Source organism: Kitasatospora sp. NPDC058063 (genome assembly GCF_042885395.1).
Taxonomy (GTDB): domain Bacteria; phylum Actinomycetota; class Actinomycetes; order Streptomycetales; family Streptomycetaceae; genus Kitasatospora; species Kitasatospora lactacystinica.
The window spans coordinates 123,577-143,068 of the sequence record NZ_JBHVSD010000008.1 but is presented as its reverse complement, the minus strand read 5'-3'; the positions used below and the strand labels follow the sequence as shown (position 1 = coordinate 143,068).

At 72.8% G+C, this 19,492-nt stretch carries 16 protein-coding genes; 2 read left to right on the top strand and 14 right to left on the bottom strand.

Translation table 11 applies throughout. The annotated features are described in order from the left end of the window. Positions 1 to 71 precede the first annotated feature (71 nt). A complete protein-coding gene (locus ACFVUY_RS15975; protein WP_387730353.1) occupies positions 72 to 1,025 on the top strand; it encodes an aldo/keto reductase in 954 nt (317 codons plus the stop codon). A 91-nt stretch (positions 1,026 to 1,116) separates the two neighbouring features. Here ACFVUY_RS15975 and ACFVUY_RS15970 read toward each other — a convergent pair whose 3' ends face one another. The 4 genes from ACFVUY_RS15970 to ACFVUY_RS15955 form a co-directional block, all read right to left on the bottom strand. Continuing rightward, complete coding sequence (locus tag ACFVUY_RS15970) at positions 1,117 to 1,719, bottom strand: GNAT family protein (protein ID WP_359900057.1); 603 nt, start codon at positions 1,717 to 1,719, stop codon at positions 1,117 to 1,119. 83 nt (positions 1,720 to 1,802) lie between these two features. Further along, positions 1,803 to 2,486, bottom strand: coding sequence for a nitroreductase family protein (locus ACFVUY_RS15965; RefSeq protein WP_359900059.1), 684 nt, complete (start codon positions 2,484 to 2,486; stop codon positions 1,803 to 1,805). 124 nt (positions 2,487 to 2,610) lie between these two features. Beyond that, the gene (locus tag ACFVUY_RS15960) at positions 2,611 to 4,248 is read right to left on the bottom strand and encodes an ABC-F family ATP-binding cassette domain-containing protein (protein WP_387692905.1); all 1,638 of its coding nucleotides are present in this window, start codon (positions 4,246 to 4,248) and stop codon (positions 2,611 to 2,613) included. Positions 4,249 to 4,368: 120 nt separating this feature from the next. Further along, positions 4,369 to 5,568: a trypsin-like serine peptidase gene (locus ACFVUY_RS15955; protein WP_387730349.1), complete on the bottom strand. Its 1,200-nt coding sequence runs from the start codon at positions 5,566 to 5,568 to the stop codon at positions 4,369 to 4,371. Between the two features lie 557 nt (positions 5,569 to 6,125). On the opposite strand from ACFVUY_RS15955, the gene ACFVUY_RS15950 reads away from it, so the two are divergent. Then, a complete protein-coding gene (locus tag ACFVUY_RS15950) occupies positions 6,126 to 7,739 on the top strand; it encodes an ABC-F family ATP-binding cassette domain-containing protein (protein WP_387692901.1) in 1,614 nt (537 codons plus the stop codon). A 30-nt stretch (positions 7,740 to 7,769) separates the two neighbouring features. On the opposite strand, the gene ACFVUY_RS15945 is transcribed toward ACFVUY_RS15950, so the two are convergent. From ACFVUY_RS15945 to ACFVUY_RS15900, 10 genes are all read right to left on the bottom strand, one after another. Then, positions 7,770 to 9,206, bottom strand: coding sequence for a S41 family peptidase (locus tag ACFVUY_RS15945; RefSeq protein WP_387730346.1), 1,437 nt, complete (start codon positions 9,204 to 9,206; stop codon positions 7,770 to 7,772). A 300-nt stretch (positions 9,207 to 9,506) separates the two neighbouring features. Then, positions 9,507 to 10,157 carry a Pr6Pr family membrane protein gene (locus tag ACFVUY_RS15940; RefSeq protein WP_387692895.1) on the bottom strand — a complete coding sequence of 217 codons (651 nt, stop codon included), beginning with the start codon at positions 10,155 to 10,157 and terminating at the stop codon, positions 9,507 to 9,509. Positions 10,158 to 10,294: 137 nt separating this feature from the next. After that, complete coding sequence (locus ACFVUY_RS15935) at positions 10,295 to 11,014, bottom strand: response regulator (protein ID WP_387692970.1); 720 nt, start codon at positions 11,012 to 11,014, stop codon at positions 10,295 to 10,297. Between the two features lie 56 nt (positions 11,015 to 11,070). Beyond that, entirely contained in the window at positions 11,071 to 12,339 is a 1,269-nt protein-coding gene (locus ACFVUY_RS15930) for a sensor histidine kinase (protein WP_387730343.1), read from the bottom strand. Next, positions 12,336 to 13,313 carry a hypothetical protein gene (locus tag ACFVUY_RS15925; protein WP_387730340.1) on the bottom strand — a complete coding sequence of 326 codons (978 nt, stop codon included), beginning with the start codon at positions 13,311 to 13,313 and terminating at the stop codon, positions 12,336 to 12,338. Before ACFVUY_RS15925 ends, ACFVUY_RS15930 begins: the two co-directional genes overlap by 4 nt. Positions 13,314 to 13,394: 81 nt before the next feature. Beyond that, positions 13,395 to 13,949 carry a GNAT family N-acetyltransferase gene (locus ACFVUY_RS15920; RefSeq protein WP_387730338.1) on the bottom strand — a complete coding sequence of 185 codons (555 nt, stop codon included), beginning with the start codon at positions 13,947 to 13,949 and terminating at the stop codon, positions 13,395 to 13,397. 94 nt (positions 13,950 to 14,043) lie between these two features. Beyond that, positions 14,044 to 15,108 (bottom strand): hypothetical protein, encoded by a 1,065-nt coding sequence (locus tag ACFVUY_RS15915; protein WP_387730336.1) that lies wholly within the window; start codon positions 15,106 to 15,108, stop codon positions 14,044 to 14,046. Positions 15,109 to 15,151: 43 nt separating this feature from the next. Continuing rightward, positions 15,152 to 16,210, bottom strand: coding sequence for a hypothetical protein (locus tag ACFVUY_RS15910; protein ID WP_387730333.1), 1,059 nt, complete (start codon positions 16,208 to 16,210; stop codon positions 15,152 to 15,154). 85 nt (positions 16,211 to 16,295) lie between these two features. Continuing rightward, positions 16,296 to 17,237: a hypothetical protein gene (locus ACFVUY_RS15905; protein ID WP_387730330.1), complete on the bottom strand. Its 942-nt coding sequence runs from the start codon at positions 17,235 to 17,237 to the stop codon at positions 16,296 to 16,298. A 124-nt stretch (positions 17,238 to 17,361) separates the two neighbouring features. Then, positions 17,362 to 19,473 (bottom strand): hypothetical protein, encoded by a 2,112-nt coding sequence (locus ACFVUY_RS15900; protein WP_387730327.1) that lies wholly within the window; start codon positions 19,471 to 19,473, stop codon positions 17,362 to 17,364. Between the last annotated feature and the right edge of the window lie 19 nt (positions 19,474 to 19,492).

Genomic DNA, 19,492 nt, shown 5'->3' with positions numbered 1-19,492 from the left:
TGCACCACCACGCGAACCACTGCTGCGGCCACCGCCACGGAAGCCGCGGAACCCACGATGGGAGCACCCTCATGCGCAACGCCCCGTTCGGTACCGGCGGCCCCGAGATCGGCGTCATCGGCCTCGGCTGCATGGGCATGACCTGGGCCTACGACATGGGGAGCCGGGACGACGAGAACTCCGTCCGGGTGATCCGGCAGGCACTGGACCTCGGCGTCGGCCTGATCGACACCGCCGACATGTACGGCCCATACACCAACGAGGAGGTGGTCGGCGCCGCGCTGGCCGGGCCGTACCGGGAACGCGCCTTCCTGGCCACCAAGGTGGGCATCGTGCCGGGCGGTGCGGGCCAGCAGGAGCGCAACGGCCGGCCCGAGCACGTGCGCCGCTCGATCGACGACAGCCTGCGCCGGCTGGGCACCGACCACGTCGACCTCTACCAGCTGCACCGGGTCGACCCGGACGTCCCGATCGAGGAGACCTGGGGCGCGTTCGCCGAGGCCGTCGCGGCCGGCAAGGCCCGGAGCATCGGGCTCTCCGAGCCGACGGTCGAGGAGATCGAGCGGGCGCAGTCCGTGCACCCGGTGGCCTCGGTGCAGTCCGAACTGTCGCTGTGGACCCGGGACGTGCTGGCCGAGGTGCTGCCGTACACCGAGGAGCAGGGGATCGCCTTCCTGCCGTTCTCGCCGCTCGGCCGGGGCTTCCTGACCGGCGGCATCACCTCCTTCGACGAGCTGTCCGCCGACGACTTCCGCCGCCGGCTGCCGCGCTTCCAGCAGGACGCGCTGAAGGCCAACCTGGCGCTGGTCGAGAGGGTCCGGGCGGTCGCCGGACGGACCGGTGCCAGCCCCGCGCAGGTGGCGCTGGCCTGGGTGCTGGCGCAGGGCCGGTACGTCTTCCCGATCCCGGGCACCCGGACGCCGCGCTACCTGGTGGACAACGTGGGCGCGGCCGGGATCGAGCTCTCGGCGGCGGACCTCGCCGAGCTGGACGCGCTCCCGGCCGCGACCGGCGAGCGTTACTGACGACGCGCCGCGAGGGCGGGCGGTGCCGTGCCGGTGGCCGGTGCCGTGCCGGTGGCCGGTGTTGTGCCGGTAGCCGGTGCCGCGCCGGGAGTCAGCGCTCCATCACCCACACCAGCTGCCGTCCGGTCTCGCCCGGAGCCCGGACGGCGGTCTCGGCGACCCGGTCCAGCCGGTACCCGAGCTTGCGCGGGACGGCCGCGCTGGCGCCGTTAGCCCGGTCGCAGCGGATCTCCACCCGGGTGATCCCGGGCAGTGCCAGCGCGGCCTCGGTCAGTGCCCCGGCCGCGGCGGTGGCGATGCCGCGGCCGACGTGCCCGGTGGCGACCCAGTAGCCGATCTCCAGCGCGCCCGGCCCGATCCGCCCGTGCAGGCCGAAGGCGCCGATCACGCCGCCGGGTTCGGCGTCCAGGCCGGCCAGGTACATGAAGTCGGTGCCGGCCTCCCAGGCGGCCGCGCCGGCCCTGGTCAGCTCGGCGGTCCGGGCGCGGGAGGGGGCCTCGGCCGCCCACTCCATCCAGGGCCGCAGGTGGTCCAGGTTGGCGCGGACGGCCCGGTTCAGCGCGGCCGCGTGGGTGCTGCGGCGGCGCCGCAGCCAGAGGCCGCCGGGCAGCCGCAGCCGTTCCGGCGGCCGCCCGGCGGTCACCGCCGCCACCGGCGGGGCGAGGCCGCAGGACCGTGACTGTGCTTGGCTCATGACGGCGATTATGTCCTTGGCCGGGACCTGTCACCATTCGGTGTCGCCCCGGTGGCGGGCGCGCCCGCCCGCGCCCCGGCGTGTCAGAGCCGGACCATCACCTCGTCGAGCTCCTTGCGCCGCAGGTCCGGCACGCGCGCCCCCTCGGCCGGGTAGCCGACCGGGATCACGTACGCCGCGCGCTCCTCCGCCGGGCGGTCGCACACCTCGTTGAGGAACTTCATCGGACTCGGGGTGTGGGTCAGCGTGGCCAGCCCGGCCTGGTGCAGCGTGGCCAGCAGCAGCCCGACGGCGATCCCCACCGACTCCTTGGTGTAGTACGGGCGCGGCGAGTCGGGGCCCTTGTGCACCTCGAACACCACGATCACGGCCGGCGCGTCCTCCAGGAACGGCTTGCGCCAGTCGGTGCCGATCGGGGCGAGGGCGGCCAGCCACTCCTCCGACGCCCGGTGGCCGTAGAACTCGCGCTCCTCGGTCTCGGCCGCCTCGCGCAGCCGCCGCTTGCGCTCCGGGTCGGTGATCACCACGAACCGCCACGGCTGGACGTGCGCGCCGCTGGGCGCGGTGCCGGCCGTCCGGATCGCCCACTCGACGACCCCGTCCGGTAGCGGGCGGGTGGAGTAGTCGCGGACGGTCCGGCGCCGGGCCATCACGTCGTGGAAGGACCTGCTGCGGGCCTCGGCCTCGTGGGCGGGCACCGTCATGGGGGCGAGCGGGACGGTCGGGTGGGACGTCCCCGCCACGGCGCTGTCTGTGCTGTCAACCATGGCGGACAGCACAGCACATGACGGCCACTCCGGGAAGAGGTACAGACCGATAGGTATAGACCGATAGGTACAGACCGGGAGGTGCAGGCCGGGAGACGGAGACCGATCGCCGGTCGGCGCCGGCTCAGAGCTCGTGCACCCGCCCGTCCCGGACCTCGATCCGGCGGTTCACCGACACCGTGTCCAGCATCCGCCGGTCGTGGGTGACCAGCAGCAGGGTGCCGGTGTACGAGCCGAGCGCGGACTCCAGCTGCTCGATCGCCGGCAGGTCCAGGTGGTTGGTGGGCTCGTCCAGCACCAGCAGGTTGACCCCGCGGGCCTGCAGCAGCGCCAGCGCGGCCCGGGTGCGCTCGCCGGGGGAGAGGGTGGCGGCCTGACGCAGCACGTGCACCGCCTTGAGGCCGAACTTGGCCAGCAGGGTGCGCACGTCCTCCGGCGCGAGCTCCGGTACGGCGGCCGCGAAGGCCTCCAGCAGCGGCTCACCGCCCAGGAACAGGCCGCGCGCCTGGTCCACCTCGCCGACCACCACGCCGGAGCCCAGCGAGGCACTCCCGCCGTCCAGCTCCAGCCGGCCGAGCAGGGCGGCCAGCAGCGTGGACTTGCCCGCGCCGTTGGCGCCGGTGATGGCGACCCGGTCGGCCCAGTCGATCTGCAGGTCCACCGGGCCGAAGGCGAAGTCCCCGCGCCGCACGCTCGCGCCGCGCAGGGTGGCGACCACCGAGCCGGAGCGCGGCGCGGTGGCGATCTCCATCCGCAGCTCCCACTCCTTGCGGGGCTCGTCGACCACGTCCAGCCGCTCGATCATCCGCTGGGTCTGCCGGGCCTTGGCGGCCTGCTTCTCGGTGGACTCGGTGCGCATCGCGCGCCCGATCTTGTCGTTGTCGGAGGACTTGCGGCGGGCGTTGCGCACGCCGTTCTCCATCCAGCCGCGCTGCATCCGCGCCCGGGCCTCCAGCCCGGCCTTGGTGTCGGCGTACTCGTCGTACTCCTCGCGGGCGTGCCGACGGGCCACCGCCCGCTCCTCCAGGTACGCCTCGTAGCCGCCGCCGTACAGGTTGACCTGCTGCTGGTGCAGGTCCAGCTCCAGCACCTTGGTCACGGTGCGCGCCAGGAACTCGCGGTCGTGGCTGATCAGCACGGTGCCCGTGCGCAGGCCCTTGACGAAGGCCTCCAGGCGCTCCAGACCGTCCAGGTCGAGGTCGTTGGTGGGCTCGTCGAGCAGGAAGACGTCGTAGCGGGAGAGCAGCAGCGAGGCGAGGCCGGCCCGGGCGGCCTGGCCGCCGGACAGGGCGGTCATCGGCAGGTCCAGCGAGACCTTCAGCCCGAGCGAGTCGGCGACCTCCTCGGCGCGCTCCTCCAGGTCGGCGCCGCCGAGGTCCAGCCAGCGCTCCAGGCCGACGGCGTACGCGTCGTCGGCGCCCGCCCGGCCCTCGACCAGGCCCTCGGTGGCCTCGTCCAGCGCGGCCTGCGCGGCCGCCACACCGGTGCGGCGGGCCAGGAAGTCGCGCACCGACTCGCCCTCGCGCCGCTCCGGCTCCTGCGGCAGGTGGCCGACGTTGGCGCTCGCCGGGCTCAGCCGCAGCGAGCCGCCCTCCGGGGTGTCCAGGCCGGCCAGCAGCCGCAGCAGGGTCGACTTGCCGGCACCGTTCACGCCGACCAGACCGATCACGTCGCCGGGGGCGACGACCAGGTCCAGGCCGGAGAAGAGGGTGCGTTCGCCGTGGCCGGCGCTGAGGTCCTTGACTACGAGTGTCGCGCTCATGATGGGGCCGATTGTAGGAGGAGCGGCCCGCGCGACGGAAAAAGCGGGGGCCGCGGCTGTCCTGCCGCGGCCCCCGGATCACCCGGCCTTGATCACCGGGCCTTGATCACCCGGCCTTGATCACTTGGCCTTCTTCGAGAAGTACTCGAACATGTGCTGGGCCACGTCCTCCAGGTACGGACCGGCCTCGTAGGTGTTCGCGCCGTTGCCGATGGACGTGTCGCTGACCAGCGCCGGCTTGCCGTCCTTGGTCGCGTACCAGCCGCCGCCGCTGCTGCCGCCGGTCATGTTGCAGCCGATCAGCAGCATCGCCGGGCGGCTCGGGTCGCCGGTCTTCTTGGACGGCTTGCCGCCGTCGCAGTGCTCCAGCTCCACGCCGTCGAAGGGCTTGCCCTCGGGGAAGCCGTAGTTGCTGACGGCGCCGACCTGGTCACGCGGGGCGTTGAACCAGAGCGGGACGGAACCGCCGACGGTCTCCTCCAGCGACTTGCCGCCCGGGTTGGGGTTGGCGACCTTGATGATGCCGAAGTCGTACTGGCTCCACGGGCCGCCCTTCTCCGGGTCGGCCTCGCCGGCCCACTGCGGCGAGACCATGCCGGAGGTGGCGGTCCACTCGCCGTACGGCTCGGCGTCCTCCAGCTTGGCCTGCTTGTTGCCGTTGCTCAGCACGCCGTTGCTGTTGAAGGCCGGGGCGAAGGTGATGTCGGTGTAGTACTTGTTGCCCTTGCCGCCGTGCAGGCAGTGGCTGGCGGTCCACACGAGGTTGCTCTTGCCCGGGTTGGCCGGGTCGGAGACGACGGTGCCGGAGCACACGTAGTCCTCGTTGCCGTCCTTGAAGAAGATCTTGCCGTTGACGTGCATGTTCTTCGGGAACGGGTGCGCCACGGGCTTGGCCGGGACCACGGCGGGCAGCTGGTCCGCGCTGCCGCCCGGCTGGGCCGCGGTGGGCGCGCTGGTGGCCGACGCGGCGCCGGTGGGCTGCGCGGGCGGCTGGGTCGCCTCCGGGGCGGGCTGGGGCAGCGGCTTCGGCTTGGCCTCCAGCAGCTTCTGCAGGGTCCAGTAACCCTTGACCGCCGGGGTGATCACGTTCGCCTGGGCCCACTTGTCCCAGTCCTCCAGCTTCCAGGTCTTCAGCTCTTCGAGCGTCGGAAGCTTGATCGGAGCCGCGCCCGGGGTGCCGGCGGCGCTGGCCGCGACACTGGGAGCCGCGGTCACGGCCGGATCGGCGTTGTCGGGGCCGCACGCGGTGGCGACCACCATGGTCAGCGCGGCGACGGAGGCGCCCAGGACGGCACGGCCCGGCCGGGATATCGGTGACATGAGTTCAAATCCCCCTGTTGACTACCGCCATGCGACCCGTTCCCCGGGTGCGGCCCGCTTCGGCCGCCGGCATGGCAGGTGAGGAGTCTGCCATGCGGCCGGGGGACTCCTGACACCCGCCCCTGACCGGGGCGGGGCCGTCACCGGATCGGCACGGGATCGGCACCGGGCCCCCGCCGGCTCCCCGTCGGGCCTCCGTCGGGGGTGCGTCGGGGGTGAGTGCGTCCCCGCCGCGACCTTCGTCGGGGGTGCGTCGCGCCGCGACCTCGGGGCCGGTAAATCGGTTGCGGGTGGCGTACGGGCTGCCTAACGTGGTCCGGGTCATCAGCCAGACAAGGAGAAGGCCGTTGCTCTACTGAGGTCCCGGGACACCGCCCCCGCCGCGCAGGCCCTGCTGCCGTTGCGCGGTGCGCGAGTGTGCGACCTCAGTCACGGCCCGTGGCGCCCTTCTGCGTGACGCCACCCCTTCGTTCTCCTCCGGCCGTCCCCGGTTCCGCACCCGCGGTGTCTCCCCGTGTTGCTCATCACCCCTTCGGCAACCACCCCGGGAGGCCTTTATGGCACACCAACCCACCACCACCGCCGTCCTCTGCACCGAGCTCTCGTTCGAGTGGCCCGACGGCAAGCCCGTCCTGGACGGCTTCCAGCTCGCCGTCGGCCCCGGCCGCACCGGCCTGATCGGTCTCAACGGCGCCGGCAAGTCCACCCTGATGCGGCTGATCGCCGGCGAGCTCACCCCCACCGGCGGCACCGTCCGGGTCGACGGCGAACTCGGCTACCTGCCACAGGGGTTGACGCTCGACACGACGCTGCGGGTGGACGAGGCGCTCGGCATCCGCGGCGCCCGCGAGGCCCTGCACGCCATCGAGTCCGGCGACACCGACCAGCGCCACTTCGACGCGATCGGCGACGACTGGGACGTCGAGGAGCGCGCCCGCGCCACCCTCGACCGGCTCGGCCTCCACCGCCTCGGCCTCGACCGCACCACCGGCGAACTCTCCGGCGGCGAGGTGGTGCTGCTGCGGCTGGCCGCCCTGCTGATGGCCCGCCCCGACGTCCTGCTGCTCGACGAGCCCACCAACAACCTCGACCGGGCCGCCCGCGAGCGGCTCTACGAGACGGTGGCCGGCTGGAACGGCGTGATGCTGATCGTCAGCCACGACCGCGAACTGCTCCGGCACGTCGATCGGATCGCCGACCTGCGGGACGGCGAAGTCACCTGGTACGGCGGCGACTTCGACGACTACGAACGCACCCTCGCGGCCCAGCAGGAGACGGCCGAGCGGCTGCTGCGCAACGCCGAGGCCGACGTCCAGCGCCAGAAGCGGGACTTGGCCGAGGCCCGCGTCCGGCTGGACCGCAGCGCCGCGTACGGCAAGAAGCGCTCGGTCACCCGCAACGACCCGCACATCTTCGCCGGGATGCTCAAGCGCAAGGGCCAGGAGACGGCCGGCCGCCTCCAGGGCATGCACGCCGAGCGACTGGAGGAGGCCAGGGCGCGGCTCGGCGTGGCCGAGGAGGCGGTGCGGGACGACGCCGAGATCCGGATCGACCTGCCGCGCACCGCCGTCCCGGCCGGCCGTACCGTGCTCACCCTGGACAAGGTCCGGCTGCCCTACGGCACCACCGCCGACCTCGACCTGCGCGGGCCCGAGCGGATCGCCCTGGTCGGCCGCAACGGCGCCGGCAAATCCACCCTGCTGCGCACCATCGCGGGCGAACTCGCCCCGCTGGCGGGGGAGGTCATCACCCCGGTGCCGCTGCGGTACCTCCCGCAGCGGCTCGACCTGCTGGACGACGAGCGCTCGGTCGTGGAGAACGTCAAGCTGTTCGCCCCCGGCGCCGGGGACAACGCGGTCCGCGCCCGGCTCGCCCGCTTCCTGTTCCGCGGGGCCCGGGCCGACCAGCCCGCCGCCACCCTCTCGGGCGGCGAGCGTTTCCGCGCGACACTGGCCGCCCTGCTGCTGGCCGACCCGCCGCCGCAGCTGCTCCTGCTCGACGAGCCGACCAACAACCTGGACCTCGCCAGCGTCCGCCAGCTCACCCAGGCGCTGGCCGCCTACCGGGGGGCGCTGATCGTGGCCAGCCACGACCTGCCGTTCCTGCGCGGCCTGGGGCTCACCCGGTGGCTGGAGCTGGACGGCGAACTGCGGGCGGTGAAGCCGATGTAGCGCCTGGCGTCGCTGCCGTGCCTGCCGTTGTTACTCCTGGTCGCCCTGGTCGCCCTGGTCGGCCTGGGCGTCCTCGACGAGCATTCGGCGGGCCGTGTCCAGGGCCGAGTCCCTGAGCGCGGCCAGCTCGTCCGGGGTGAACACCGGGGTGCGGACGTTCGGCGGGATGCCCGGTCCGTCGAAGGTGCCGCCGTTCCGGGTGAGGTACTTCTCGTTCGGCAGGCCGACCATCAGGTCCGGCGAGAGCTTCTTGATCATCACGTCGGAGAAGACACCCTGGGTGTTCTCGCCGACCCGCAGCACCTTGGGGGAGCGGCCCATCATGGCCTGGGTGAAGGTCTCCGCCGCACTGGTGGAGATCGAGGAGGTGAGTACCGCCACCGGGCCGTTGAAGCGGGCGCCCGCCGAGGGGCGCACGGTGACCGGCTCGGGCCGGGTGAACCTCGCCGGGTCGGCCGGGTCGTTGCGCGCCACCTTCCGGTAGGCGACGTAGGGGCGGTCGGTGAGCCGGGCGGCGATGTGCAGCCCGAGCGCGTCCGAGCCGCCGCCGTTCAGCCGCACGTCGACGACCAGTCCGGCCAAGCGGTCCGGGCCGGCCAGCAGGGCGTCCAGCGCACGATCGAGCTCGTCGAGCTGGCTCTGGTGGCCGCCCGCGGCGTACCTACCGAAGCTGCTCACCCGGAAGTAGCCGATGCCGTCGGGGAGCCGGCCCACGCCGAGCCGACCGTTGGCGAAGAGCTGCTCCGGACCGGTGAGCCGGGCGGCCGAGGCCTGCCGGGCGCGGGCGGTCAGCTCCTCGGTCTCCTCGGTCGACCCGGGCCGCTGCCCGCCGAAGACCATCTCGGGGTGCCCGTCGACCACCCGGGCCAGTGCGGTGTGGGCGTCGCCGAGCGGGCGGAGCATGTCCACGAAGACGGCCTGCAACTGGTCGACGGTCGTCGTCGGGGTGATCGTGCGCCGCTTCTCGTCCCGGACGGCGTGCCAGTCGATGCCCTTGGCGGCGAAGAAGGGGTAGTTCTCCTCGAAGTTCTCCCAGAACCGGTCGAAGACCGCGAGCGGGTCGTTCGGAGCCGGCGTGGCGCACAGCGGCGGCAGGGCGTCCAGACGGTTGAGCGTCTTGCTGCCGACCCCGCCCTCCTCGCGCTCCACCGCCCGGTTCCGGCCCCGGGGGGTGAGCGTCATGGCGTTGTCGCCCATGCCGTAGCGGGTGGTGCCGTCCGGTCCGGGTGCCGCGGTCCGCGTCCCGGTGATCCACCCCGGCACGCAGCTGTGCGCCGTCACGTCGTAGGTGGTGAGCCGGTCCCCGGAGACCGCGACCAGCAGGCCGTAGCCCTCCGTCCGCCAGACCCCGTCCAGCGGGTTCGCCCGCCCTTCCTGGGCCGCGGCCGCCCCCGGCGCCGCCAACCCCACCGCCGCCGCGAGCGCCACCGCCGCGGCCGCCGCCCTGCCCGTGCTCCTGCGTGTCATCTCCGGCCTCCGCCGAACCCCGGTCTCCCCCGCGGAACCCCTCCGCCACCGCTCCCGGCCGACGCTACGGCGGGCCCCACCGCCCGGGCGTCATCCGGCGAGCCGCACCCGCTTCCTCCTGCGGGCCCATCCGCTTCCTCCTCAGGGCTCATCCGGGGCCGGGAGGAATGGTCCCCGGTGGTCTCGACAGCGGACCGGTGCGCCGTCGGGCAGGAGTTCGCCGCGGCTGAACGTCTGCGCGGCTGAACGTCTGTGCGGCTGAAGGTCTGCGTGGTTGAAGGTTTCTGCGGCAGGCGGGCGTCAGGCCTGCGGCGCGGGCCGCAGCCGGCCCGCGATCCGGGTCCCGAGCCGGTCCAGTCCGACGACGAGGGCGGCGAGCACCACGAACTCGACGGTCAGCAGGGCGATCTGGCCCCAGACGTAGCCGTAGCCCTTGGTGGTCGGGTCGAAGAAGAAGTAGGGGTAGGGCATCGGGTAGTCGTCGAACAGCGCGTTGCGGGCGAGCACGATCGCCGCGTAGCCGAGCGGGAAGCCCAGCCAGAGCGGTATGTCCTTCCAGGCCGCGGCGTTGCGGGGCTTGAGCACCAGCCAGTCGGCGATCACCAGGACCGGCGTCACGTAGTGCAGGAAGAACGACGACCAGTGCGCCAGCCTGTCCGGCCCGCTCACCAGCCCGGGCAGCGGGTTGGCGCCGTGTTCGAGCAGGATGTGCGAGACCAGCCCGGTGATCAGGATGTACAGCGTGGCGGCGCCGCGCAGCCGGGGCGCGGGCGCGTCCACCGTGCCGCGCTTGAGCATCCAGTACACCGCGCCGATGAAGTAGCCGAACACGATCACGTTGCTCTGCACGGTGAAGTAGACCAGTGGCGCGGTTCCGAGGATCAGGCCGAGGCCCGCCGAGAGCACGATGCCCATGCGCCACCACAGCGCGGGCCGGGTCCGGACAGTCATGCGGCCACCAGTTCGTTCCAGGCGATACGGGAGGTATCGGAGGTTTTCGGGGGAAAACCGCACTCTACTCGCTGGTGACGATCGGGTGGAATCCACGTTCGATTCGCGCGGCGCCGAGAAAGCCGTTTGAGCGGGTGTCAGCCCGGCAGCACGAAGCCCGACTCGTACGCGGCGATGACCGCCTGGGTGCGGTCCCGGGCGCCCAGTTTGGCCAGCACGCTGCCGACGTGCGTCTTCACCGTCTCCGGGCTCACCACCAGTTGCCGCGCGATCTCGCCGTTGCTGAGCCCGGTGGCCATCAGTCGCAGCACCTGGCTCTCCCGCTCGGTCAGCCGCCGGATCGGCCCCCGGCCCGCCCGGTCCGCCCGCTCGGCCTCCCGGCGCCGGTCCGCACCGTGGCGCAGCGCGAGTTCGCGGACGGCCGCCGGGAACAGCAGCGAGTCGCCGCGCGCGACCAGCCGCACCGCCTGCACCATCTCCTCCGCCCGGGCCCGCTTCAGGAGGAACCCGGTGGCGCCCGCGCGCAGCGCGTCGTACACGTGGTCGTCGTGCTCGAAGGTGGTGACGACCAGGATGCGCGGCGGCGCGGCCATCCCGTTGACGAGCTGTTCGGTGGCCCGGATGCCGTCGATGCCGGGCATCCGGACGTCCATCAGCACCACGTCGGGGCGCAGTTCGCGCACCAGCGGGACGACCTCGGCGCCGTCGGCGGCCTCGCCGACCACGGTGAGGCCCGGTTCGCTGTCGATCACCACCCGCAGGCCCAGGCGGACCAGCCGTTCGTCGTCCGCGATCACCACCCGGATGCTGTCCGCGGCCCGGCCCACGCCTGCGTCCGCGCCTTCGTGTTCGTTCATGCCTGCGTCCGTGCCTTCGTGCTCGTTCATGCCTGCGTCCGCGCCTTCGTGCTCGTTCACGTCGCCCCTCCCACCGGCAGCCAGACGGCCAGCCGCCACGTCGTTCCGTCCTCACCGGGCCCCGCCGTGCTGCCGCCGTGCAGGGCCGCCGCCCGTTCCGCGATCCCGCGCAGTCCGCGTCCGCCACCGGGGCGGCTCGGCCGGGCGGCGCCGAGCGGGTTGGTCAGCTCGATCTCCAGCCGGTCGCCGGCCAGCCCGACCCGGAGCCCGGCCGGCGCGGGCCCGGCGTGCCGCAGCACATTGGTCAGGCCCTCCTGCACGATCCGGTACGCCTCGCGGGAGACCGCCCCGGGCAGGCCGCCCAGCCCGGGCGCCAGCTCGGCGTCCACCGCGACCCCGGCCCGGCCGAGCTGGCGCAGCAGGTCGTCGAGCCCGGCGAGGGTGGGCCCGGACGGCTCGGCGGCCTCCGGGTCCTCCTCGCGCAACAGCCCCAGGACGGCGTCGAGTTCGGCGACGGCGCCCCGGGCGGTCTCCTCGATCGCCGCGAGCGCCTCGGCGGCGAAGTCCGGGTTGCTGCGCAGCACCCGGGCGGCGGCCGAGGCCTGGATGCCGACGGCGCTGAGCGCGTGCCCGACCGAGTCGTGCAGCTCGCGGGCCAGCCGGTTGCGCTGGGCGAGCACGGTGGCCCGGCGCTCGGCCGCGGCCACCCGCTCCTCGGGGGTCGGGCCGAGCAGGGCGGGCGCCCAGCGGGCGAGCAGCGCGCCGCAGACGGCGTTGGTGCCGACGATCAGCAGCAGCACGCCGAGGCCGAGGGCCGGGCCGGTGGCCAGCCAGCCGGGGAAGTGCTGCTCACACATCCGGACGAACTCCTCGGTCCCCGCGAAGCCGAGCACCAGGACCACCGCGAACGGGGTGCCGGCCAGCGTCATCCCGGAGACCACCCCGCCGAACAGGACGTGCAGCACGTACCAGAGCGCGGTGCGCCGGCGGGCGGTCCAGGAGCGGGCCGGTCCGGTGGCGAGGTTCTCCGGCCGGGCCACCGCGCACAGCGCCCGCGCGGCCGCGCCCTCCAGGCCCCGCACCGTCGGCACCAGCGCGGTGACCGCGGCCATCGGCAGCGAGGTGAGCAACGACAGGACGTACAGCAGCAGTTGGCGGGTGGGCGACTGGCTCGGTTCGAGCGCCCCGTACAGCACCACCGACAGCATCCAGTACGGCATCAGCAGCGCGCCGCCCAGCACCAGGTGCACCCAGCGCAGGCGGGCCCGACGCCCCAGCGCGGCCCCCGCCGCACGCCGCAACCGGCGGCCCACCCCCGTGATCACCCGCGCGACTCTACGGCAGCGGCGCGCCGGCGGGCGCCCCATTCGGTCAACGCCGTCGCCCCGACCGCCAGGACCAGCACCGAGGCCACCACCTGGGCGCTCTGCACCAGAGGTGTCAGCCCTGGCACGGCCGTCCGCAGCTCGGTCACCCGGGTCGTCGTCACCCCGAAGGCCACCAACTGCCAGCCGCCCCAGCCGAACAGCGAGCCGGCCGCCGTCCACACCACCAGCAGCGGCCCGAGCACCCGGCGCCCCGGCCGGATCCGGAAGACCAGGACCAGCAGCGCCGCCGCCGCGGCCACCGCCATCACCGCGGCCACCCCGTCCATCACCGCCACGCCCCGGCTCCGGGCCTCGGCCATGTCCCGCGGAAGTCCGGCGGTGCCGCCGAGCGCCCAGTAGGAGCGGACCGCCGCGACGCCCGCGGCGAGCAGCGCGGCGACGCAGGCGAGGACGCGCTGCACGGTCAGGGTGGGGGAGTCGGGCAGGTCGCCGATCCGCTCCCGCAGCAGCCCGGCCCAGCGCTGCCGGGCGTACAGGGCGAAGGCGGTGAGCAGGGCGAGGCCCTGGACGGCGAAGCCGCCGTACACGACGAGGAAGACCCAGTCGTCGATGCCCTTGTCGTCCGGGTCGCCGCGCTCCGGCCCGAGCACCAGGACGCTCAGCAGGTACAGCGGCAGCGCGATCAGGATCGTGCCCAGCAGCCCGGTCGCCACCCACATCGGGAACGCCACCAGTCCGGCCGGCGCCCGCCGCCCCCACGGCCGGGCGAACGCCAGCGCCAGCGCCACGGCGATCGCGTCCATGCCGAAGGTCAGCAGGTTCACCAGCCACAGCCGGTCCATCTCACCGGGGGAGTCCGACCCCACCGGGTGCCCGGTCAGCCACAGCAGCTTCAGCGTCAGGTACGGCCCGGTCGCCGCCACCGCCGTCCACGCCGCCCCGGTCCGCACCACGTGCTCGTTGATCCTCATGCCCCCACCGTCCCGCCGGGCCCCGCCCCGGGGCCTCCGCCCACGGTGCGATCCCGCTCCCCCCGGCGGGGGATCCCGGGCTCAGGCCGGTGCGAGGGCCGGGGCCATCCGGTGGATCACCCGGTCCTCCTCGTCGGTGCGCCCGTCCGGGTCGGCGACCAGCCCGAGCCGCTCGGCGAGCCGGCGCGAGGGCAGGTTGTCCGCGTGGATCAGGGCGATCACCGGGATACCGGGGTGGCGCGGCAGCCCCTCGGCCATCGCCGCCCGGGCCGCCTCCGCCGCGTACCCCTTGCCCCAGGCGGACGGCCGGAACCGGTAGTAGAGGTTGAACACCCGCTCCCCGTCCAGGGTGTGCAGGTAGAGCCCGGCGAACCCGATCACCACCCCCGGGTCCTCCCGGGTGGCGACGGCGCAGTACCCCACCCCGTCCCGCACCCAGTCGGCGACGAACCCGTCCAGCATCTCCCGCGCCTCGGCGATGTCCCGCTGCGGTCCGTTCGGGTTGTACCGGTTGGTCTCCGGATCCCCGTGGATCGCGAACATCGCCTCCACGTCCCCCTCCTGGGGCCGCGTCAGCACCAGCCGCTCGGAGACGGCGACGATCGTGCGGGTGGTCGGGTCGGTGGTGGTGGTCATGGCGCTTCCCCGTGTCTCGCGTAATAGGTACATCGGAAGCTAAGCCATTACCCGGGCGCCCGTCCGCCCATTTTCCGCCCGCAGGAGGTGGCCGCTACAGGATCGGCTCGCAGCCGATCGCCTTGCCACCGGCGGTGAGGAACTGCCGCACCAGGTCCTTCTGGTCGGGGAAGAGGAACGGCTTTTCGAGGCCCGAGGCGATCCCGCCGGTGACGGTGAAGAAGACGTCCTTGCCCTGGCACGTGGTGACGAGCGTTCCGTCTGCCACCCACTGGGCCCGACCCACACCGGGAGTCGTGCTCTCTTTCCAGGCCAGGGCGGTGGTCCGCGGCTCGGTCGTGATCGCGAATTCCTGCACCCGGCTGTCGTACCGCGGGTCCCCGCCGATCCGGCACGACCAGATCGGGGCGGTGGCGGTGGTGACCTGTTGCGGCATGCGCCACTGGGCCTCGGGGTTCCTGGCGGGTGCGAACCCGGGCAGGCCGCAGAGGTTGGCCCAGTCCGGGTCCGTCTCGGCACCCTTCTCCGACAGGGTCGTCGGTGCCGGGAGTGCCCCGTTGCCGCACCCGCGCGCCTTGGCGAGGCCATTGGCGAAGGCCGCGGCCAGCCGGGCCCTGGCCTCGTCGTGGCCCTGCACGTCGGCGCGCACCTCGGCGCGCACGCCCTTGTCGCACCCCTCGGGGAGCACCACCCACGCGCCGTCGGGCGTCACCGAGCCGACCGAGCCGCCGGAGAACAGCCGGGCGTCCGAGGCGGCCAGCGCGCCCGGCCCGTCCTTGGCATTGCGGACGGGGGTGAACCGCACGGTCTTCTCGGAGGTCTCGAACAAGCCGGAACGGACCGTCGCGGTGCAGCTGTTACCGGTGGATTCCTCCGTGGCCGAGAAACCTCTCCGGTGCTCGCCGATCCGCCCGGAGCCCAGGAGGTCGTGCAACTGGTCCGCCGTGGCGGCCCCTTCGCACACGCTGTCCGGCCCGCCGACGTTGGTCAGCCGGTACACCGCGAACCCCGCCGCCCCCACCGGGACGAGCGAGAGCGCCACCACCACGGCGGCCGCCCGCAACCGCAGGCCCCGCGTGGTGAACCCCCGCCGGTCGAGCGCCGCGCCGACGTGCCCGGAAAGGCCTGCGGAGGCCTTTTCCACGTCTTCGCTCCCCATCGTGTGCTCGCTCCCTGGTCTGTGTGCTTGTCGGTCGGACCGGTCAGACGATCGGCTCGCAGCCGATCGCCTTGCCCCCGGCGGTGAGGAACTGTGTCCAGGTGGTTTTGCTGTCCGGGACGAGGTCCCAGAAGCCGGTGAGGTCCATCCGGAAGTGGGTGGGCCGGCCCTGGCAGGTCGCCACCATCTCGCCGGGCTTGATCCAACGGGCCCGGCCGACGCCTGGCTCGTCCTTCGGGGGAGCCGAGAGCAGGAGCCGGGGCTCGGTGCCGATGGTGAACGCGATCGAGGACCGCGGGTTCGCGTCGGAGCGGATGAGGCAGGTCCACATCGGGTCGGTCGCGGTGGTCACGGTTTCCCTGAAAACGGGGCCTCCGGGGGTTTCGGGGACGGTGACCCCCGGAAGGCCGCAGACGGCGTTTCGGTCGAGATCGTGGTCCTGGCCGACCGGGGACAGCTGATGCGGCGCGGGCATCGGTGACGTGCCGCACCCCTGTTGTGCCGCGATGCGGTCGGCCGTCGACACGGCGAGTGCGGCGAGTTTCCCGGCGCCGGGCCGTTCGCCGCGGTCCGCCCTGACGGTGACGCGTTGCCCGCTGTCGCACCCCTGGGGAAGCAGCGCCCAGGCCCGGTAGTCGAATGCCGCGCCGGATGCTCCGCCGTTGGCCGAAGCGCCGAACAGCCTGGCCTCCGAGTCCTGCGCGACGACGGAGAGGTCGGGGTTCTTACGAAGCTCCACGGTGACGGACCGCTCGTCGCCGAAGACCCCGGAACTCACCTTGGCCATGCAGAAGCCGGATCCGTTGCGCAAGTGCCCGTCGCCGAACGCCTGATCACTGACCTTGCCGGGCCCGAGTGCGTCGTTCAGCAGATCCGCGCTCACGGCGCCCTCGCACACGCTGTCCGGCCCGAACGCATTGGTCAGGTTGTCCACGAGGAACGTCCCCGCCCCTGCCGCGACCACGGTCACCGCCACCACGGTGACCGCCGCCCGCACCCGAAGCCCCCAGGTGGTGAACCCCTTCCGGTCGAGCGCGGCGTCGACGCGTCCGGTGAGGCTTGTGGCGGATTCGTCGGGTTTGACCTCGTGCGTGTCTTCCACGATGTGCTGTTCCCCGTTTGCTGCTCAGTCGGTTGGATTGTTGCGTGCGGCTGGTAGGGAACCGGCCGCCCGCAGGAGGGGGCGGCTACAGGATCGGCTCGCAGCCGATCGCCTTGCCCCCGGCGGTGAGGAACTGCTCCCAGGTCTCACTGGTGCCGGGGAGCGGCCCCTGGACGGTGATGTCGGAGTCCATCCGGAAGTAGGTCGGCCTGCCCTGGCAGGTCGCCACCACTTCCCTGTTCGTCATGGGGGAGCCGGCCCAACGCGATCGGCCGAATGCGGGGGAGGCGTCCTTCTCGGACAGCGGGCCGCGGACCCGGGGCTCGGTTCCGATGGAGAAGGAGATCGCGGAACGGGCCTGGTCCGTGCCGATCCGGCAGACCCACAGCGGATCGAACGCGGTGTTCACGCTCTCCTTGAACCCCTTGCCCCCGGCAGTACCGGAGGCGGTGAACCCGGGCAGGCCGCAGACCGAGGCGGAGTTCAGCTCGTGTTCCTGTCCGGCCGCCGACAGTTCGTGGGGTGCGGGAAGCGGCGACTTCCCGCAGCCCTTGTCCGCTGCCACGCCGTTCGCCGCAGCCACGGCGAGTCGGGCGAGTTTCCCGGCGCCGGGTCGGCCGTTGTCGCCCGACTTGACCTCGACCCGCAACCCGTTGCCGCACCCCTCGGGGAGGAGCGCCCAGGCCCGATCGTCGCGGGCCGCCCCGGTTGCGCCACCGTTCGCCGAGGCGGCGAACAACCGGTCTCCCGAGTAGGCCAGGTAAGGGCCGAGGTCGTCGGCCTGAAGGACCTGCACGAAGACGGACCGGCTGTCACCGAACACCCCGTGGCTCACTGTTGCCGTGCAGAACGCCCCGCCACTGGGTGATTGCCAGGCGCCGTTCGTCTCGCTGTCGACCGGTCCGGACCCGAGCGCGTCGTTCAGGGCAGCCGCACTCATCGCACCGTCGCACACGCTGTCCGGCCCGAACGCATTGCTCAGGTTGTCCGTGAGGAATGCCCCCACTCCTGCCGCGACCAGCGTCACCCCCGCCACGGCGACCGCCGCCCGCACCCGCAGCGGCCACGTGGTGAAGCCCCGTCGGTCGAGTGCGGCATCGACCTTGTCGACCGGCCCGTTGGAGGTCTCGTGCTGTTGTCCCGACACGGGATCACCCCTTCCCGAAGGCCGCAGTGTGGGCCTGGGTGATCGACGTCTGGTAGTGGACGTTGGCCGAGTCGGCCAGTTGGCCGAGGAGGAGGTCGCGGTCCGGTATGCCGAACTGATGAGCCTTGTCGAGGAGCATGGCCTGCACCTGCGACCGGCCCAAGGTGTAGAGCTTGCTCAGGTCGCCCTGTGCCTTGGTGTCGATCTCCGAGCTGACCTTGGCCGCCCACTCGGACGTGGCAACGTCGACGTACCGCTGGGCTATGTCCCCCACCGGCAGCCAGTTGGCGCCCGGCAACATGTTCGCCAACGTGCCGACGTAGTGGTAGTCCATCTTGGCCTTCCAGTTGGCCTTGAACTGCAAGTCGGACTTGTGGTCGGTGATGGTGTCCGCCTGGACGGCGTCGAGCGCGCCGAACGCCTTGCCTGCCTGGTTGACGAAGTCTTCGAATTTCGGATCCGGGCGGCCGTTGACGTCCTTGAAGGCCTCCGGTCCGTACTCGGCCATCCGTCGGGCCACCTCCTGCGTCTCGGCCAGGTGGATCAGGGAGTACGACTCCGGGTCCTCTGCGGTGCCCCGGATCACCCGGAGCAGCTGTTCGCGGGTGGTGTTCAGTCCGCCGGGCTCGGAGGGGCCGGGGAGGTCCTTGCTGAGGATGTCGTGGGTGTCGGTGATGTACTCGCTGATCATGTTGGCCATCGGACGGCGAAGCGCGGAGTACATGGCGTTCTCGTTGCCCGCCTTGTCCCCGCCCAGAGTGGAGAGTGCGGTATCCGTGATCCGCGTCATCATCGCGTCGTGCGGGCGCACCGGTGGCTGGCCGGGGCCATGGCCGGTCGCGGCGGACTCCAGCATCTCCGCGAACATCCGGTGGGAGGTGTCGCGCAGGACGCTCTGGGGAAGCTTGCTCTCCTGGTCCTCGTCGAGCCAGCTACGGTCTTTGAGCAGGTAGACGAGGTTCTGGTTCTTGCTCGGGTCGAGGAATTCCTGGGTCGTGGCCACGTCGCCCTTCATCATCCTCAACAGCGGGGCCAGCGGGTCGCCCTTCTGGGGGTCGTTGACCCAGTTCGGACCCCACAGCTCCTCGCCCTTGACCTTGCTGGAGGCCTCGAAGTCGAGCAGGTCGGTGCCGACCCGGCGCACGAAGGCCTTGTCGAAGTCCCCCTTCGCCTCCATGAGCGAGGTCAGCGCCGGGTAGTTGTCGTTCCACCCGGCCGCCGAGCCGCCGGGGCGGCGGGCCGCGGCCAGCAGCCTGTCCTCCCACTCCTTGCCCATCCCGCCGTCGCGGGTGGCGCTGGCCAGGGCGACGGACAGGTTCTTGTAGACGTCCTGGTAGCCCGCGGCGTTGTGGTTGCCGTGGGCGAGGCCGTCGTAGACCTTGCTGTACTCCAGCAGGGCCTCGGGGCCGGTCTTGCCGCCGGCGTTGAGGCCGTTGAGCAGGGTGGTGGAGAAGTCCTTGTTCTCCGCGTTGGCGGCCATCAGGGCCTGCAGCTGCTTGAGCTGGTCGTCGGAGAGGCTGCCGGCCTTGGACATCAGGTCCGTGGCCCGCTTGGCGTCGGCGACCGGGCCGGCGCCGTACGGGGCGGCGTTGAAGGCGGTGGTGCTGGTGCCGATGTCCCCCTGGAGGGCTGCGGTGGCCCGCTGGTCGGCGGCAGAGGCCTTCTCCACGGCCTTGCCGAGCCGGTCGGCGATCGCCTGGGCGTTGGCCCGGATGGTGCGTTCGGCCTCGGGGTCGTTCCTGGACTCCTTCGGTACGGTCCAGTTGACCGCACCGTCCGCGGTGACGCTCAGGGTGGTGTCGGCCTGGGCGTCGTGGAGTGCCGTGTCGAGGTCGCGGCGGGCGGCGGCGAAGTCCTCGGCGGCGGTCTTCATGATCGCGGCGAGGGCGGTGGCGACGGCCGAGGCCTGCTTGAAGTCGCCGTCGATGCCCTGCATCGCCTTGGTCGCCTCGTCGGCGGCGTCGCCCGTCCAGCCGGCCCGCTGGGCGGTGCTGGTGAGGTCCTTGGCGACCCGGCCGTCCATGGAGGTGAGGGCCTTGGCCACGCCGGCCCAGGCCTCGGCGGCCTCGTTCACCCCGGAGAAGTCGGCCTCGTGCAGTTCCTTGAAGGACACCATCTCTTCGTTCCCCCTTGCC

Coding starts and splice junctions, on each gene's coding strand:
- ACFVUY_RS15975 (WP_387730353.1), top strand. CDS start 72: ATGCGCAACGCCCCGTTCGGTACCGGCGGCCCCGAGATCGGCGTCATC.
- ACFVUY_RS15970 (WP_359900057.1), bottom strand. CDS start 1,719: ATGAGCCAAGCACAGTCACGGTCCTGCGGCCTCGCCCCGCCGGTGGCG.
- ACFVUY_RS15965 (WP_359900059.1), bottom strand. CDS start 2,486: ATGGTTGACAGCACAGACAGCGCCGTGGCGGGGACGTCCCACCCGACC.
- ACFVUY_RS15960 (WP_387692905.1), bottom strand. CDS start 4,248: ATGAGCGCGACACTCGTAGTCAAGGACCTCAGCGCCGGCCACGGCGAA.
- ACFVUY_RS15955 (WP_387730349.1), bottom strand. CDS start 5,568: ATGTCACCGATATCCCGGCCGGGCCGTGCCGTCCTGGGCGCCTCCGTC.
- ACFVUY_RS15950 (WP_387692901.1), top strand. CDS start 6,126: ATGGCACACCAACCCACCACCACCGCCGTCCTCTGCACCGAGCTCTCG.
- ACFVUY_RS15945 (WP_387730346.1), bottom strand. CDS start 9,206: ATGACACGCAGGAGCACGGGCAGGGCGGCGGCCGCGGCGGTGGCGCTC.
- ACFVUY_RS15940 (WP_387692895.1), bottom strand. CDS start 10,157: ATGACTGTCCGGACCCGGCCCGCGCTGTGGTGGCGCATGGGCATCGTG.
- ACFVUY_RS15935 (WP_387692970.1), bottom strand. CDS start 11,014: ATGAACGAACACGAAGGCGCGGACGCAGGCGTGGGCCGGGCCGCGGAC.
- ACFVUY_RS15925 (WP_387730340.1), bottom strand. CDS start 13,313: ATGAGGATCAACGAGCACGTGGTGCGGACCGGGGCGGCGTGGACGGCG.
- ACFVUY_RS15920 (WP_387730338.1), bottom strand. CDS start 13,949: ATGACCACCACCACCGACCCGACCACCCGCACGATCGTCGCCGTCTCC.
- ACFVUY_RS15915 (WP_387730336.1), bottom strand. CDS start 15,108: ATGGGGAGCGAAGACGTGGAAAAGGCCTCCGCAGGCCTTTCCGGGCAC.
- ACFVUY_RS15900 (WP_387730327.1), bottom strand. CDS start 19,473: ATGGTGTCCTTCAAGGAACTGCACGAGGCCGACTTCTCCGGGGTGAAC.